Source organism: Streptomyces sp. NPDC038213, assembly GCF_055600495.1.
This window is the reverse complement of sequence record NZ_JBVJYM010000024.1, coordinates 1-14,367: the sequence shown is the minus strand read 5'-3', so window position 1 is coordinate 14,367 and position 14,367 is coordinate 1. Positions and strand designations below refer to the sequence as shown.

The window sequence follows — 14,367 nt, the reverse complement described above, 5'->3', positions numbered from 1 at the left end:
AATGGTCCGTGCCGCACCCGTGCGAGCGGCCCCCCGGACGCGGGGCCCCCGGGCCCCCTGGTACTGTGGTCGGCGTACATCAGACGTCCTTTAAGGTCCGTCCCGTGAGGCGGAGAAGGAGGTCCTTTTTCATGGACTCGAACGTTTCCGACGAAGCCCGTCCCGTGCTGGACGGCGCCGACATCGCGCGGGTGCTGACCCGCATCGCCCACGAGATCGTCGAACGCGCCAAGGGCGCCGACGACGTGGTCCTCCTCGGCATCCCGACGCGGGGCGTCTTCCTCGCCCGCCGGATCGCCGCCAAGCTCGAAGAGATCACCGGCGCCAAGATCCCGGTCGGCTCCCTCGACATCACCATGTACCGCGACGACCTGCGGATGCGCCCGGCGCGCGCCCTGGCCCGCACCGAGATCCCCGGCGACGACATCGACGGCCGCCTCGTGGTCCTCGTCGACGACGTGCTCTTCTCCGGCCGCACCATCCGCGCCGCCCTCGACGCCCTCGGCGACATCGGCCGCCCGCGCGCCGTGCAGCTCGCGGTCCTCGTCGACCGCGGCCACCGCGAGCTGCCGATCCGCGCCGACTACGTCGGCAAGAACCTCCCCACGTCACTGCGGGAGACCGTCAAGGTCCAGCTCCAGGAGGAGGACGGCCGCGACGCCGTGCTGCTCGGCCAGCGGACCGCCCCCGCCGCCGGCCACTAGCCGGCCGCACGGGCGAGGAGCCCGCCGCCCCGGCCGCGCGGCCCGGGCACGACCGCCCCGGCCCGCCGGGCGCCCCCGTGCGCCCGCCGCGGCCCCGACCAAGCCCCCGGACCCAGCGGCCCGGGACGCAGGGCCCCGCCCGCACGCCCCGGCCACACCCCCGGGGGCGCCGGACCGGGCCCGGCCCGCCCGCCCGGCGCGCGGACCCCGCCGACCTGCCGACCAGCCGAACCCAGACCCACGGAGCACCCAGATGAAGCGCCACCTCATCTCGGCCGCCGACCTCACGCGCGACGACGCGGTCCTCATCCTCGACACCGCCGAGGAGATGGCCCGGATCGCCGACCGGCCGATCAAGAAGCTGCCCACCCTGCGCGGCCGCACGATCTGCAACCTCTTCTTCGAGGACTCGACCCGCACCCGGATCTCCTTCGAAGCCGCCGAGAAGCGCCTCTCGGCCGACGTCATCAACTTCGCCGCCAAGGGCTCCAGCGTCTCCAAGGGCGAGTCCCTGAAGGACACCGCCCAGACCCTGGAGGCCATGGGCGTCGACGCCGTCGTCATCCGCCACGGCGCCTCCGGGGCCCCGTACCGGCTCGCCACCTCCGGCTGGATCGACGCCCCCGTCATCAACGCCGGCGACGGCACCCACCAGCACCCCACGCAGGCCCTGCTGGACGCCTTCACGATGCGCCGCCGCCTGGTCGGCCGGGACGCCCTCGGAGAGGACCTGGCCGGCAAGCGGATCACCATCGTCGGCGACGTCCTGCACAGCCGGGTCGCCCGCTCCAACGTGGACCTGCTGCACACCCTGGGCGCCGAGGTCACCCTCGTGGCCCCGCCCACCCTGGTCCCCGTCGGGGTCGGGAGCTGGCCCTGCGCGATCTCGTACAGCCTCGACGAGGTGCTGCCGAAGTCCGACGCGGTGATGATGCTGCGTGTGCAGCGCGAACGCATGAACGCCGCCTTCTTCCCCACCGAGCGCGAGTACTCCCGCCGCTACGGGCTCGACTCCGCCCGCATGGCGAAGATGCCCGAGCACGCCATCGTGATGCACCCCGGCCCCATGGTCCGCGGCATGGAGATCACCGCCGCGGTCGCCGACTCCGACCGCTGCACGGTCGTCGAACAGGTCGCCAACGGCGTCTCGATCCGCATGGCCGTCCTGTACCTGCTGCTCGGGGGCTCCGAGCCCGCCGTCACCACCGCCCGTACCGAGGAGAGCAAGTAATGAGCAAGACCCTGATCCGCGGCGCCAAGGTGCTCGGCGGCGAGCCGCAGGACGTGCTGATCGACGGCGAGACCATCGCCGAGGTCGGGCAGGACCTCTCCGCCGACGGCGTGGACACCGTCATCGAGGCCGCCGGCCGCGTGCTCCTCCCGGGCCTGGTCGACCTCCACACCCACCTGCGCGAGCCCGGCCGCGAGGACTCCGAGACCGTCCTGACCGGCACCCGCGCCGCCGCCTCCGGCGGGTTCACCGCCGTGTTCGCCATGGCCAACACCTTCCCCGTCGCCGACACCGCCGGCGTGGTCGAGCAGGTCTACCGCCTCGGCAAGGAGTCCGGCTACTGCGACGTGCAGCCGATCGGCGCCGTCACCGTCGGCCTGGAGGGCAAGCAGCTCGCCGAGCTCGGCGCCATGCACGAGTCCGCGGCCGGCGTGAAGGTCTTCTCCGACGACGGCAAGTGCGTGGACGACGCGGTGATCATGCGCCGCGCCCTGGAGTACGTGAAGGCCTTCGGCGGGGTCGTCGCCCAGCACGCCCAGGAGCCCCGCCTCACCGAGGGGGCCCAGATGAACGAGGGCGTCGTCTCGGCCGAGCTCGGCCTCGGCGGCTGGCCCGCCGTCGCCGAGGAGTCGGTCATCGCCCGCGACGTGCTGCTCGCCGAGCACGTCGGTTCGCGCGTGCACATCTGCCACCTCTCCACCGCCGGGTCCGTCGAGATCGTCCGCTGGGCCAAGTCCCGCGGCATCGACGTCACCGCCGAGGTCACCCCGCACCACCTCCTCCTCACCGACGAGATGGTCCGCAGCTACAACCCCGTCTACAAGGTCAACCCGCCGCTGCGCACCGAGCGCGACGTGATGGCCCTGCGCGAGGCCCTGGCCGACGGCACGATCGACATCGTCGCCACCGACCACGCCCCGCACCCCCACGAGGACAAGGACTGCGAGTGGGCCGCCGCCGCCATGGGCATGGTCGGCCTGGAGACCGCCCTGTCCGTGGTCCAGCAGACGATGGTGGAGACCGGACTGCTCGACTGGGCCGGCGTCGCCGACCGCATGTCGGCCGCACCGGCCCGCATCGGCCGCCTCGACAACCATGGACGACCCGTCTCGGCAGGTGAACCCGCCAACCTGGTGCTGGTCGATACCGCATACCGTGGAGTCGTGGACCCCGCGCACTTCGCCTCCCGCAGCCGCAACACGCCCTACGAGGGCCGCGAGCTGCCGGGTCGCGTCACCCACACGTTCCTGCGGGGCCGGGCAACGGTCGTCGACGGGAATCTGGCGTGACACCTGCAGCAATCCTTCTGGCCTCCGAGGCCGCCAACCGCAAGTCGGCGGAGGTGACGGACTGGGGCGCCCGCATCGCGTGGGTCGTCGGCCTGCTCGTCTTCATCGCCTTCGTGTACTGGCTGATGCGCCAGGGCTGGAAATGGCGCGGCACCCTCCAGGGCGACCTGCCCGAGCTGCCCGCCACCCCCGGCGGCCTCCCCGAGCACCGGCTGGCCCTGTCCGGCCGGTACCACGGCTCCACGACCGCGGGCCAGTGGCTCGACCGGATCGTGGCCCACGGCCTCGGGGTCCGCAGCCGCGTCGAGCTCACCCTCACCGACGCGGGCCTGGACGTCGTACGTCCGGGTGCCACCGACTTCTTCGTACCGGCCGCGCAGCTGCGTGGCGCCCGCCTCGACAAGGGGATTGCGGGCAAGGTGCTCACCGAGGGCGGTCTGCTCGTCGTCACCTGGGCGCACGGGGACAGGCTGATCGACTCCGGTTTCCGCTCCGACCGCGAGGCCGAGCACGCCGCCTGGGTCGAGGCGATCAATCTCATGAACCAATCCATCACGACGGAAGGCGCCGCACGATGACGACCTCCACCAGGGGAGCGAAAGCTCCCGCCGTACTCGTCCTGGAGGACGGGCGCATCTTCCGCGGCCGCGCCTACGGGGCCGTGGGGGAGACCTTCGGCGAGGCCGTGTTCTCCACCGGCATGACCGGCTACCAGGAGACCCTGACCGACCCCTCGTACCACCGCCAGGTCGTCGTGATGACCGCCCCGCACGTCGGCAACACCGGCGTCAACGACGAGGACCCCGAGTCCTCCCGCATCTGGGTCAGCGGCTACGTGGTCCGCGACCCCGCCCGCAAGCCCTCCAACTGGCGCTCGCAGCGCTCCCTGGACGAGGAGCTGGAGCGCCAGGGCGTCGTCGGCATCTCCGGGATCGACACCCGCGCCCTGACCCGCCACCTGCGCGAGAGCGGCGCCATGCGCGTCGGCATCTTCTCCGGCGAGGCCTGGACCGGCATCCGTGACGAGGCCCTGCTGGCCAAGGTCCAGTCGCAGCCCCAGATGAAGGGTGCGGACCTCTCCGCCGAGGTCGCCACCAAGGAGGCCTACGTGGTCCCCGCGATCGGCGAGAAGAAGTTCACCGTCGCCGCCGTGGACCTCGGCATCAAGGGCATGACCCCGCACCGCATGGCCGAGCGCGGCATCGAGGTGCACGTCCTGCCCGCCACCGCCACCGTCGAGGACGTCTACGCCGTCCAGCCCGACGGGGTCTTCTTCTCCAACGGCCCCGGCGACCCGGCCACGGCCGACCACCCGGTCTCCGTCATGCAGGCGGTGCTGGAGCGCAAGACCCCGCTCTTCGGCATCTGCTTCGGCAACCAGATCCTGGGCCGCGCGCTCGGCTTCGGCACCTACAAGCTGAAGTACGGCCACCGCGGCATCAACCAGCCGGTGCAGGACCGCACGACCGGCAAGGTCGAGGTCACCGCCCACAACCACGGCTTCGCCGTGGACGCCCCGCTCGACAAGGTCTCCGAGACCCCCTACGGCCGCGCCGAGGTCTCCCACGTCTGCCTCAACGACGACGTGGTCGAGGGCCTCCAGCTGCTCGACCAGCCGGCCTTCAGCGTCCAGTACCACCCCGAGGCGGCCGCGGGCCCGCACGACGCCGCGTACCTGTTCGACCGCTTCGTTTCCCTGATGGAGGGCCAGCGTGCCTAAGCGCACCGATATCCAGTCCGTCCTGGTCATCGGCTCCGGCCCGATCGTCATCGGCCAGGCCGCCGAGTTCGACTACTCCGGCACCCAGGCCTGCCGCATCCTCAAGGCCGAGGGCCTGCGGGTCATCCTGGTGAACTCCAACCCGGCGACGATCATGACCGACCCGGAGATCGCCGACGCCACGTACGTCGAGCCGATCACCCCCGAGTTCGTCGAGAAGATCATCGCCAAGGAGCGCCCCGACGCCCTCCTGCCCACCCTCGGCGGCCAGACGGCGCTGAACACCGCCATCTCCATGCACGAGCAGGGGGTGCTGGAGAAGTACGACGTCGAGCTGATCGGCGCCAACGTCGAGGCCATCAACAAGGGCGAGGACCGCGACCTCTTCAAGGGGGTCGTCGACGCCGTCCGCGAGAAGATCGGCCACGGCGAGTCCGCCCGCTCGGTCATCTGCCACTCGATGGAGGACGTCCTCGCCGGGGTCGAGACCCTCGGCGGCTACCCGGTCGTCGTCCGCCCCTCCTTCACCATGGGCGGCGCCGGCTCCGGCTTCGCCCACGACGAGGACGAGCTGCGCCGCATCGCCGGCCAGGGCCTGACGCTCTCCCCGACCACCGAGGTGCTCCTGGAGGAGTCCATCCTCGGCTGGAAGGAGTACGAGCTGGAGCTCATGCGCGACAAGGCCGACAACGTGGTCGTCGTCTGCTCCATCGAGAACTTCGACCCGATGGGCGTGCACACCGGCGACTCGATCACCGTCGCCCCGTCCATGACCCTCACCGACCGCGAGTACCAGCGGCTGCGCGACATCGGCATCGCGATCATCCGCGAGGTCGGCGTGGACACCGGCGGCTGCAACATCCAGTTCGCGATCAACCCCGAAGACGGCCGCGTCATCGTCATCGAGATGAACCCGCGCGTCTCCCGCTCCTCCGCCCTCGCCTCGAAGGCCACCGGCTTCCCGATCGCCAAGATCGCCGCCAAGCTGGCCATCGGCTACACGCTGGACGAGGTCCCGAACGACATCACCGAGAAGACCCCGGCCTCCTTCGAGCCGACCCTCGACTACGTCGTCGTCAAGGCCCCCCGCTTCGCGTTCGAGAAGTTCCCGCTCGCCGACGCCACCCTCACCACCACCATGAAGTCGGTGGGCGAGGCCATGGCCATCGGCCGCAACTTCACCGAGGCCCTCCAGAAGGCCCTGCGCTCCCTGGAGAAGAAGGGCTCGCAGTTCACCTTCGTCGGCGAGCCCGGCGACAAGGCGGAGCTGCTGGCCACCGCGGTCCGCCCGACCGACGGCCGCATCAACACCGTCATGCAGGCCATCCGCGCCGGCGCCACCCAGGAGGAGGTGTTCGACGCCACCAAGATCGACCCGTGGTTCGTCGACCAGCTCTTCCTGATCAAGGAGATCGCCGACGAGCTGGCCGCCGCCGAGAAGCTGGAGCCCGAGCTCCTCGCCGAGGCCAAGCGCCACGGCTTCTCCGACGCCCAGATCGCCGAGATCCGCGGCCTGCGCGAGGACGTCGTCCGCGAGGTCCGCCACGCCCTCGGCGTCCGCCCGGTCTACAAGACGGTCGACACCTGCGCCGCCGAGTTCGCCGCGAAGACCCCGTACTTCTACTCCTCGTACGACGAGGAGAGCGAGGTCGCCCCGCGCCAGAAGCCCGCGGTCATCATCCTGGGATCCGGCCCGAACCGCATCGGCCAGGGCATCGAGTTCGACTACTCCTGCGTCCACGCCTCCTTCGCGCTCAGCGAGGCGGGCTACGAGACCGTGATGGTCAACTGCAACCCCGAGACCGTCTCCACGGACTACGACACCTCCGACCGCCTGTACTTCGAGCCGCTCACGCTCGAGGACGTGCTGGAGATCGTCCACGCCGAGTCCCTCGCGGGCCCGATCGCCGGCGTGGTCGTCCAGCTCGGCGGCCAGACCCCGCTGGGCCTCGCCCAGGCCCTCAAGGACAACGGCGTACCGGTCGTGGGCACCTCGCCCGAGGCCATCCACGCCGCCGAGGACCGCGGCGCCTTCGGACAGGTCCTGGCCGAGGCCGGCCTGCCCGCCCCCAAGCACGGCACCGCCACCACCTTCGCGGGTGCCAAGGCCATCGCCGACGAGATCGGCTACCCGGTCCTGGTCCGCCCGTCGTACGTGCTCGGCGGCCGCGGCATGGAGATCGTCTACGACGAGACCCGCCTCGAGTCCTACATCGCGGAGTCCACGGAGATCTCCCCGACCCGCCCCGTGCTGGTCGACCGCTTCCTCGACGACGCGATCGAGATCGACGTCGACGCCCTCTACGACGGCACCGAGCTCTACCTCGGCGGCGTCATGGAGCACATCGAGGAGGCCGGCATCCACTCCGGCGACTCGGCCTGCGCCCTGCCCCCGATCACCCTCGGCGGGTACGACGTCAAGCGCCTGCGCGCCTCCACGGAGGCCATCGCCAAGGGCGTCGGCGTCCGCGGCCTGATCAACATCCAGTTCGCCATGGCCGGGGACATCCTCTACGTCCTCGAGGCCAACCCGCGCGCCTCCCGGACCGTGCCCTTCACCTCGAAGGCCACCGCCGTCCCGCTCGCGAAGGCCGCCGCCCGCATCTCGCTCGGCGCCACCATCGCCGAGCTGCGCGCCGAGGGCCTGCTGCCGAAGACCGGCGACGGCGGCACCCTGCCGCTCGACGCGCCGATCTCCGTCAAGGAGGCCGTGATGCCGTGGTCGCGCTTCCGCGACATCCACGGCCGCGGCGTGGACACCGTCCTCGGCCCGGAGATGCGCTCCACCGGCGAGGTCATGGGCATCGACTCGGTCTTCGGCACGGCGTACGCCAAGTCGCAGGCCGGCGCCTACGGCCCGCTGCCCACCACGGGCCGCGCCTTCATCTCCGTCGCCAACCGCGACAAGCGCTCGATGATCTTCCCGGCCCGCGAGCTGGTCGCCCACGGCTTCGAGCTGATGGCCACCTCCGGCACCGCCGAGGTCCTCAAGCGCAACGGCATCAACGCCACGATCGTCCGCAAGCAGTCCGAGGGCGAGGGCCCGAACGGCGAGAAGACGATCGTCCAGCTGATCCACGACGGCCAGGTCGACCTGATCGTCAACACCCCGTACGGCACCGGCGGCCGCCTCGACGGCTACGAGATCCGTACGGCGGCCGTGGCCCGCAGCGTCCCGTGCCTGACCACCGTCCAGGCGCTCGCCGCCGCCGTCCAGGGCATCGACGCGCTCAACCGCGGAGACGTGGGGGTGCGCTCGCTCCAGGAGCACGCGGAGCACCTGACCGCCGCCCGCGACTGACGCCCGCGCGGAAGAGGGGGACACCGGATCCGGTGTCCCCCTCTTCATGCACAGAATTCCGAGGAATGTGACGATATGTACAAACTGTTCTTCAACCTCGTCTTCAAGCGGATGGACCCCGAGCAGGCCCACTACCTGGCCTTCCGCTGGATCCGCCTGGCCGCCCGCACCCCCGTGCTGCGCACCTTCGTAGCCGCCTACCTCGCCCCCCGGTACCGGGAGCTGCGCACCGAGGCCCTCGGCCTGCGCTTCCACGGCCCCTTCGGGCTCGCCGCCGGCTTCGACAAGAACGCCGTCGCCGTCGACGGCATGTCGATGCTCGGCTTCGACCACGTCGAGATCGGCACCGTCACGGCCCAGCCGCAGCCCGGCAACCCGAAGAAGCGCCTCTTCCGCCTGGTGCCGGACCGCGCGCTGATCAACCGCATGGGCTTCAACAACGAGGGCTCGGCCGCCGTCGCCGACCGCCTGGCGGCCCGCGAGGCCGTCTTCAAGACCGTCGTGGGCGTCAACATCGGCAAGACCAAGGCCGTACCGGAGGAGGAGGCCGTGGGCGACTACGTGACCTCCACCGAGCGCCTCGCCCGCCACGCCGACTACCTCGTCGTCAACGTCTCCTCCCCGAACACCCCGGGGCTGCGCAACCTCCAGGCCACCGAGTCCCTGCGCCCCCTGCTCACCGCCGTCCGCGAGGCCGCCGACCGCACCGTCACCGGCCGCCGGGTGCCCCTCCTGGTCAAGATCGCCCCCGACCTGGCCGACGAGGACGTGGACGCCGTCGCCGACCTCGCCCTGGAGCTCGGGCTCGACGGCATCATCGCCACCAACACCACCGTCGCCCGCGAGGGCCTGGGCCTGAAGTCCGCCCCCGAGCTGGTCAAGGAGACGGGCGGACTGTCCGGAGCCCCGGTCAAGGAGCGCTCCCTGGAGGTCCTGCGCCGCCTCTACGCCCGCGTGGGCGACCGCCTCGTCCTCGTGGGCGTCGGCGGCATCGAGAACGCCGAGGACGCCTGGCAGCGCATCCTGGCCGGCGCCACGCTGGTCCAGGGCTACAGCGCCTTCATCTACGAGGGCCCCTGCTACGCCCGCGCCGTCCACAAGGGCCTGGCGGCCCGGCTGGCCGCCAGCCCGTACGCCACCCTCGCCGAGGCCGTCGGCGCCGAGACCCGGAAGGCATCCCTGTGACCCCGACCGCGAACCCGACCCCCTCCTTCGGCACCCGCCTGCGCTCCGCCATGGACGCGCGCGGCCCGCTGTGCGTCGGCATCGACCCGCACGCCGCCCTGCTGTCCTCCTGGGGCCTGGGCGACGACGTCGAGGGCCTGGAGCGGTTCTCCCGCACGGTGGTCGAGGCCCTCGCCGACCAGGTCGCCGTCTTCAAGCCGCAGGCCGCCTTCTTCGAGCGCTTCGGCTCCCGGGGCATCGCGGTCCTGGAGCGCACCGTCGCCGACGCCCGCGCCGCCGGCACCCTGGTCCTGATGGACGCCAAGCGCGGGGACATCGGCTCCACCATGGCCGCGTACGCCGAGACCTTCCTGCGCCCGGACTCCCCGCTCTTCTCCGACGCGCTCACGGTCTCCCCGTACCTCGGCTACGGCTCCCTCGCCCCCGCCGTGGAGCTCGCGAAGCAGTCGGGCACCGGTCTCTTCGTGCTCGCGCTCACCTCGAACCCCGAGGGGGCCGAGGTCCAGCGGGCGGTCCGCGAGGACGGCCGGACCATCGGCGCGACCATGCTGGGCCACCTGGCCGCCGAGAACGCCGGCGCCGGGCCGATGGGCTCCTTCGGTGCGGTGGTCGGCGCCACCCTGGGCGACCTGTCCGCCTTCGACCTGGACATCAACGGCCCGCTGCTCGCCCCGGGCATCGGTGCCCAGGGCGCCACGGCCGCCGACCTCCCGCGGGTCTTCGGCAAGGCCGTGCGCAACGTGGTCCCGAACGTCTCCCGCGGGGTGCTGAAGCACGGCCCCGACCGCTCCGCGCTGCGGGACGCGGCACTTCGGTTCGCCGAGGAGGTCCGCGCGGCGGTCGAGGCCTCCTGAGGCCCCACCGGGGCCCGCCGCGGCGTGTGAGCTCCGTCACGTGCGCGGAGGCCGCGGCCGGGGGTTCAGGGCGGGGGAGTGCGGCGACCTGCGGGGCCGCGACCCGCGTGGCTGCTGGGGTCTGAGGGGTGACCCGGGCGGGGCACCCCTCGCACCGCCTGGCGAATTCACCGGCCAAATCGAGGGTGTTATGTCTGTGATGTACGGTTCGACGGAGGCTGACCAGGACTTTTAGTCCGTTCTCGCTGACTGGAGCGGTCCAGACCGCTAGTCTCCGACCCAGAGCGAACGTCACACCCGTTGTGCGCCGCTCGCCCCCGGTGTGGTGCCGCGACGTGCCGCAAGGCGCTGCGAGGATCCTCACCGGTCCGTATCCGACAGTTCGACATCCGAGGTGACGTAGGCGTGGCTCTTCCGCCCCTTACCCCTGAACAGCGCGCAGCCGCGCTCGAAAAGGCCGCCGCGGCTCGCCGGGAGCGGGCCGAGGTGAAGAATCGACTCAAGCACTCCGGCGCCTCCCTGCACGAGGTCATCAAGCAGGGCCAGGAGAACGACGTCATCGGGAAGATGAAGGTCTCCGCGCTGCTGGAGTCCCTGCCCGGCGTCGGAAAGGTCCGCGCCAAGCAGCTCATGGAGCGCCTCGGCATCTCCGAGTCCCGCCGTGTGCGGGGTCTCGGTTCCAACCAGATCGCCTCCCTGGAGCGCGAGTTCGGCGGTGGCGGCGCCTGACGCGCCGCCTGCGGTCCGTCGGGTGTTCTCGGGCAGTCCCGAGAACCGGGATAATCGCTCCATGGCAGCAGAGGTTCGTCCGCGGCTGACCGTGCTCTCCGGCCCCTCAGGGGTCGGCAAGAGCACGGTCGTCGCGCATATGCGCAAGGTTCACCCCGAGGTGTGGCTCTCGGTGTCGGCCACCACCCGTAAGCCGCGACCCGGCGAGCGGCACGGGGTCCACTACTTCTTCGTCACCGACGACGAGTTCGACAAGCTGATCGCCAACGGCGAGCTGCTGGAGTGGGCCGAGTTCGCGGGCAACCGCTACGGCACCCCGCGCGCCGCCGTCGGCGAGCGCCTCGACGCGGGCGAGGCGGTGCTGCTGGAGATCGACCTCCAGGGCGCCCGGCTGGTCCGCGAGTCGATGCCGGAGGCACGGCTCGTCTTCCTCGCCCCGCCGAGCTGGGAGGAGCTGGTCCGCCGGCTCACCGGCCGGGGCACCGAGGCCCCCGAGGTCATCGAGCGCCGCCTCGCGGCGGCGAAGGTCGAGCTCGCGGCCGAATCCGAGTTCGACACCACCCTGGTCAACACCTCCGTCGAGGACGTGGCGCGCGAGCTGCTAGCCTTGATGGAAGTTGTCTGATCACTGCCCGTTTCGGCGTCTGATCACTTACCCATCTTCGGAAGGTAGAGCGTGTCCTCTTCCATCACCGCGCCCGAGGGCATCATCAACCCGCCGATCGACGAGCTGCTCGAGGCCACGGACTCGAAGTACAGCCTCGTGATCTACGCGGCCAAGCGCGCGCGTCAGATCAACGCGTACTACTCCCAGCTCGGCGAGGGCCTGCTGGAGTACGTCGGCCCGCTGGTGGACACCCACGTCCACGAGAAGCCGCTGTCGATCGCCCTGCGCGAGATCAACGCGGGTCTGCTGACCTCCGAGGCCGTCGAGGCCCCGGCCCAGTAAGGGCGAGAGTATTTGCTTCACCACAGGCCCGGCAGCGCAGCTGCCGGGCCTGTGGTGTGTCATTGGTACACCGGTCACGCCGGCACACACCGGCGGGCGCCGGGAATCGAACGCGGGGAGAGGCAGTGGACAAGCCGAAGGTCGTCCTGGGCGTCAGCGGCGGGATCGCCGCGTACAAGGCCTGTGAGCTGCTGCGGCGGCTGACCGAGTCCGGGCACGACGTACGGGTGGTGCCCACGGCCTCCGCCCTGAACTTCGTCGGTGAGGCCACCTGGGCGGCCCTGTCGGGGCACCCGGCCGGCACCGAGGTGTGGGAGACCGTCCACGAGGTCCCGCACGTGCGCATCGGCCAGGGTGCCGACCTGGTCGTGGTGGCCCCGGCCACCGCCGACATGCTCGCCAAGGCCGCCCACGGGCTCGCCGACGACCTGCTGACCAACACCCTGCTCACGGCCCGCTGCCCGGTGGTCTTCGCCCCCGCCATGCACACCGAGATGTGGGAGCACCCCGCCACCCGGGAGAACGTGGCCACCCTGCGCCGCCGCGGGGCCGTCGTCATCGAGCCCGCCGTGGGCCGCCTGACCGGGGTGGACACCGGCAAGGGCCGGCTGCCCGACCCGGAGGAGATCTTCGAGGTCTGCCGCCGCGTCCTGGCCCGCGGGGCCGGGCAGGAGCGCGACCTCGCCGGGCGGCACGTGGTCGTCAGCGCCGGCGGCACCCGCGAGCCGCTGGACCCCGTCCGCTACCTCGGCAACCGCTCCTCCGGGAAGCAGGGGTACGCCCTCGCGCGCACCGCGGTCGCCCGCGGGGCCCGGGTCACCCTGGTCTCCGCGAACGCCGCCCTGCCCGATCCCGCCGGGGCCGACGTGGTCCGGGTCGGGACGGCCGTACAGCTGCGGGAGGCGGTGCTCAAGGCGGCCGCGGACGCGGACGCCGTGGTGATGGCCGCGGCCGTGGCGGACTTCCGGCCCGCCGAGTACGCCGAGGGCAAGATCAAGAAGAAGGACGGGCAGGAGCCCGCCCCCGTGGCCCTCGTACGCAATCCGGACATCCTTGCGGAGATCTCGGTCGAACGCGCCCGCCCGGGCCAGGTCGTCGTGGGCTTCGCGGCGGAGACGGACGACGTCCTCGACAACGGCCGGGCCAAGCTCCGCCGCAAGGGCTGCGATCTGCTGGTGGTCAATGAGGTCGGCGCCACCAAGACCTTCGGATCCGAGGAGAACGAAGCGGTGATCCTCGGATCCGACGGATCCGAGCGGCCCGTTCCGCACGGCCCCAAGGAATCCCTCGCCGACGCGGTCTGGGACCTCGTGGTCCCGCGGCTGGGCTGACCGCGCCCGCGGGCACCCGCCGCAGAGCCGCAACCTGCCCCAGTAGACAGGGGAGTTGGCCGAGTCGTCGTGCCGTCGGGCACGGCGACGCGCGGTGCCCCTGAGGCCCTTGTTCGGCGCATTCCGCGTGGGCCACAATGGAGTGCCGCAGGTCACAGGGCTCCCATCAGGCGAGACACGGTGTCCGGCGCGCACCAGCGACCGATAAGCTCGTACGTGGGACCGGCCGGGCGCAGCCTCCGGTACGGTGCCGCCAAATGATCAGCCAGCAGCCGCTGCAACCCCAGGGAGCGATGTGTCCCGCCGCCTCTTCACCTCGGAGTCCGTGACCGAGGGCCACCCCGACAAGATCGCTGACCAGATCAGCGACACGATCCTCGACGCCCTGCTGCGCGAGGACCCGACCTCCCGCGTCGCCGTGGAGACCCTGATCACCACCGGTCTCGTGCACATCGCGGGCGAGGTGACCACCAAGGCGTACGCGCCGATCGCCCAGCTCGTCCGCGAGAAGATCCTGGAGATCGGCTACGACTCCTCGAAGAAGGGCTTCGACGGGGCCTCCTGCGGGGTCTCCGAGTCCATCGGCGCGCAGTCCCCGGACATCGCGCAGGGCGTCGACACGGCGTACGAGAAGCGCGTCGAGGGCGACGACGACGAGCTGGACAAGCAGGGCGCCGGCGACCAGGGCCTGATGTTCGGCTACGCGACCGACGAGACCCCGAACTTCATGCCGCTGCCGATCGAGCTGGCCCACCGCCTCTCGCGCCGGCTCTCCGAGGTCCGCAAGAACGGGACCATCCCGTACCTGCGCCCCGACGGCAAGACCCAGGTCACCATCGAGTACGACGGCGACAAGCCGGTCCGCCTCGACACCGTCGTCGTCTCCTCGCAGCACGCCTCGGACATCGACCTGGACTCGCTGCTCGCGCCCGACATCCGCGAGTTCGTCGTCGAGCACGTGCTCAAGCAGCTCGTCGAGGACGGCATCAAGCTGGAGACCGAGGGCTACCGCCTGCTGGTGAACCCGACCGGCCGCTTCGAGATCGGCGGCCCGATGGGCGACGCCGGCCTGAC

The 14,367-nt window shown here is 71.6% G+C and carries 13 protein-coding genes; all 13 read left to right on the top strand.

Annotated features, from left to right (window positions below; genetic code table 11):
* Positions 1-131: 131 nt before the first annotated feature.
* Positions 132-704, top strand: coding sequence for a bifunctional pyr operon transcriptional regulator/uracil phosphoribosyltransferase PyrR (pyrR, locus tag ACZ7JZ_RS26435; RefSeq protein ID WP_470943430.1), 573 nt, complete (start codon positions 132-134; stop codon positions 702-704).
* Positions 705-957: 253 nt separating this feature from the next.
* A complete protein-coding gene (locus ACZ7JZ_RS26430; protein WP_470943429.1) occupies positions 958-1,935 on the top strand; it encodes an aspartate carbamoyltransferase catalytic subunit in 978 nt (325 codons plus the stop codon).
* Positions 1,935-3,224, top strand: a complete 1,290-nt coding sequence (locus tag ACZ7JZ_RS26425; RefSeq protein WP_470943428.1) for a dihydroorotase — start codon at positions 1,935-1,937, stop codon at positions 3,222-3,224. Before ACZ7JZ_RS26430 ends, ACZ7JZ_RS26425 begins: the two co-directional genes overlap by 1 nt.
* On the top strand, positions 3,221-3,802 hold the full coding sequence (locus ACZ7JZ_RS26420; RefSeq protein WP_470943427.1) for a PH-like domain-containing protein: 582 nt from the start codon (positions 3,221-3,223) through the stop codon (positions 3,800-3,802). The genes ACZ7JZ_RS26425 and ACZ7JZ_RS26420 overlap by 4 nt, the downstream gene beginning before the upstream one ends.
* Complete coding sequence (carA, locus tag ACZ7JZ_RS26415; protein ID WP_470943425.1) at positions 3,799-4,944, top strand: glutamine-hydrolyzing carbamoyl-phosphate synthase small subunit; 1,146 nt, start codon at positions 3,799-3,801, stop codon at positions 4,942-4,944. Before ACZ7JZ_RS26420 ends, carA begins: the two co-directional genes overlap by 4 nt.
* On the top strand, positions 4,937-8,245 hold the full coding sequence (gene carB / locus ACZ7JZ_RS26410) for a carbamoyl-phosphate synthase large subunit (RefSeq protein WP_470943424.1): 3,309 nt from the start codon (positions 4,937-4,939) through the stop codon (positions 8,243-8,245). Before carA ends, carB begins: the two co-directional genes overlap by 8 nt.
* 75 nt (positions 8,246-8,320) lie before the next feature.
* Positions 8,321-9,430, top strand: coding sequence for a quinone-dependent dihydroorotate dehydrogenase (locus tag ACZ7JZ_RS26405; protein ID WP_470943422.1), 1,110 nt, complete (start codon positions 8,321-8,323; stop codon positions 9,428-9,430).
* A complete protein-coding gene (gene pyrF / locus ACZ7JZ_RS26400) occupies positions 9,427-10,284 on the top strand; it encodes an orotidine-5'-phosphate decarboxylase (protein ID WP_470943420.1) in 858 nt (285 codons plus the stop codon). Before ACZ7JZ_RS26405 ends, pyrF begins: the two co-directional genes overlap by 4 nt.
* A 405-nt stretch (positions 10,285-10,689) precedes the next feature.
* Positions 10,690-11,013, top strand: coding sequence for an integration host factor (locus ACZ7JZ_RS26395; protein WP_328971330.1), 324 nt, complete (start codon positions 10,690-10,692; stop codon positions 11,011-11,013).
* Positions 11,014-11,074: 61 nt separating this feature from the next.
* Complete coding sequence (gene gmk / locus ACZ7JZ_RS26390) at positions 11,075-11,638, top strand: guanylate kinase (protein ID WP_470943418.1); 564 nt, start codon at positions 11,075-11,077, stop codon at positions 11,636-11,638.
* A 51-nt stretch (positions 11,639-11,689) separates the two neighbouring features.
* Complete coding sequence (gene rpoZ / locus ACZ7JZ_RS26385; RefSeq protein WP_030360466.1) at positions 11,690-11,962, top strand: DNA-directed RNA polymerase subunit omega; 273 nt, start codon at positions 11,690-11,692, stop codon at positions 11,960-11,962.
* Between the two features lie 125 nt (positions 11,963-12,087).
* On the top strand, positions 12,088-13,293 hold the full coding sequence (gene coaBC, locus ACZ7JZ_RS26380) for a bifunctional phosphopantothenoylcysteine decarboxylase/phosphopantothenate--cysteine ligase CoaBC (RefSeq protein ID WP_470943416.1): 1,206 nt from the start codon (positions 12,088-12,090) through the stop codon (positions 13,291-13,293).
* A 295-nt stretch (positions 13,294-13,588) separates the two neighbouring features.
* Positions 13,589-14,367: methionine adenosyltransferase (gene metK / locus ACZ7JZ_RS26375; RefSeq protein ID WP_470943415.1), on the top strand; the 779-nt coding region annotated here is incomplete at its 3' end.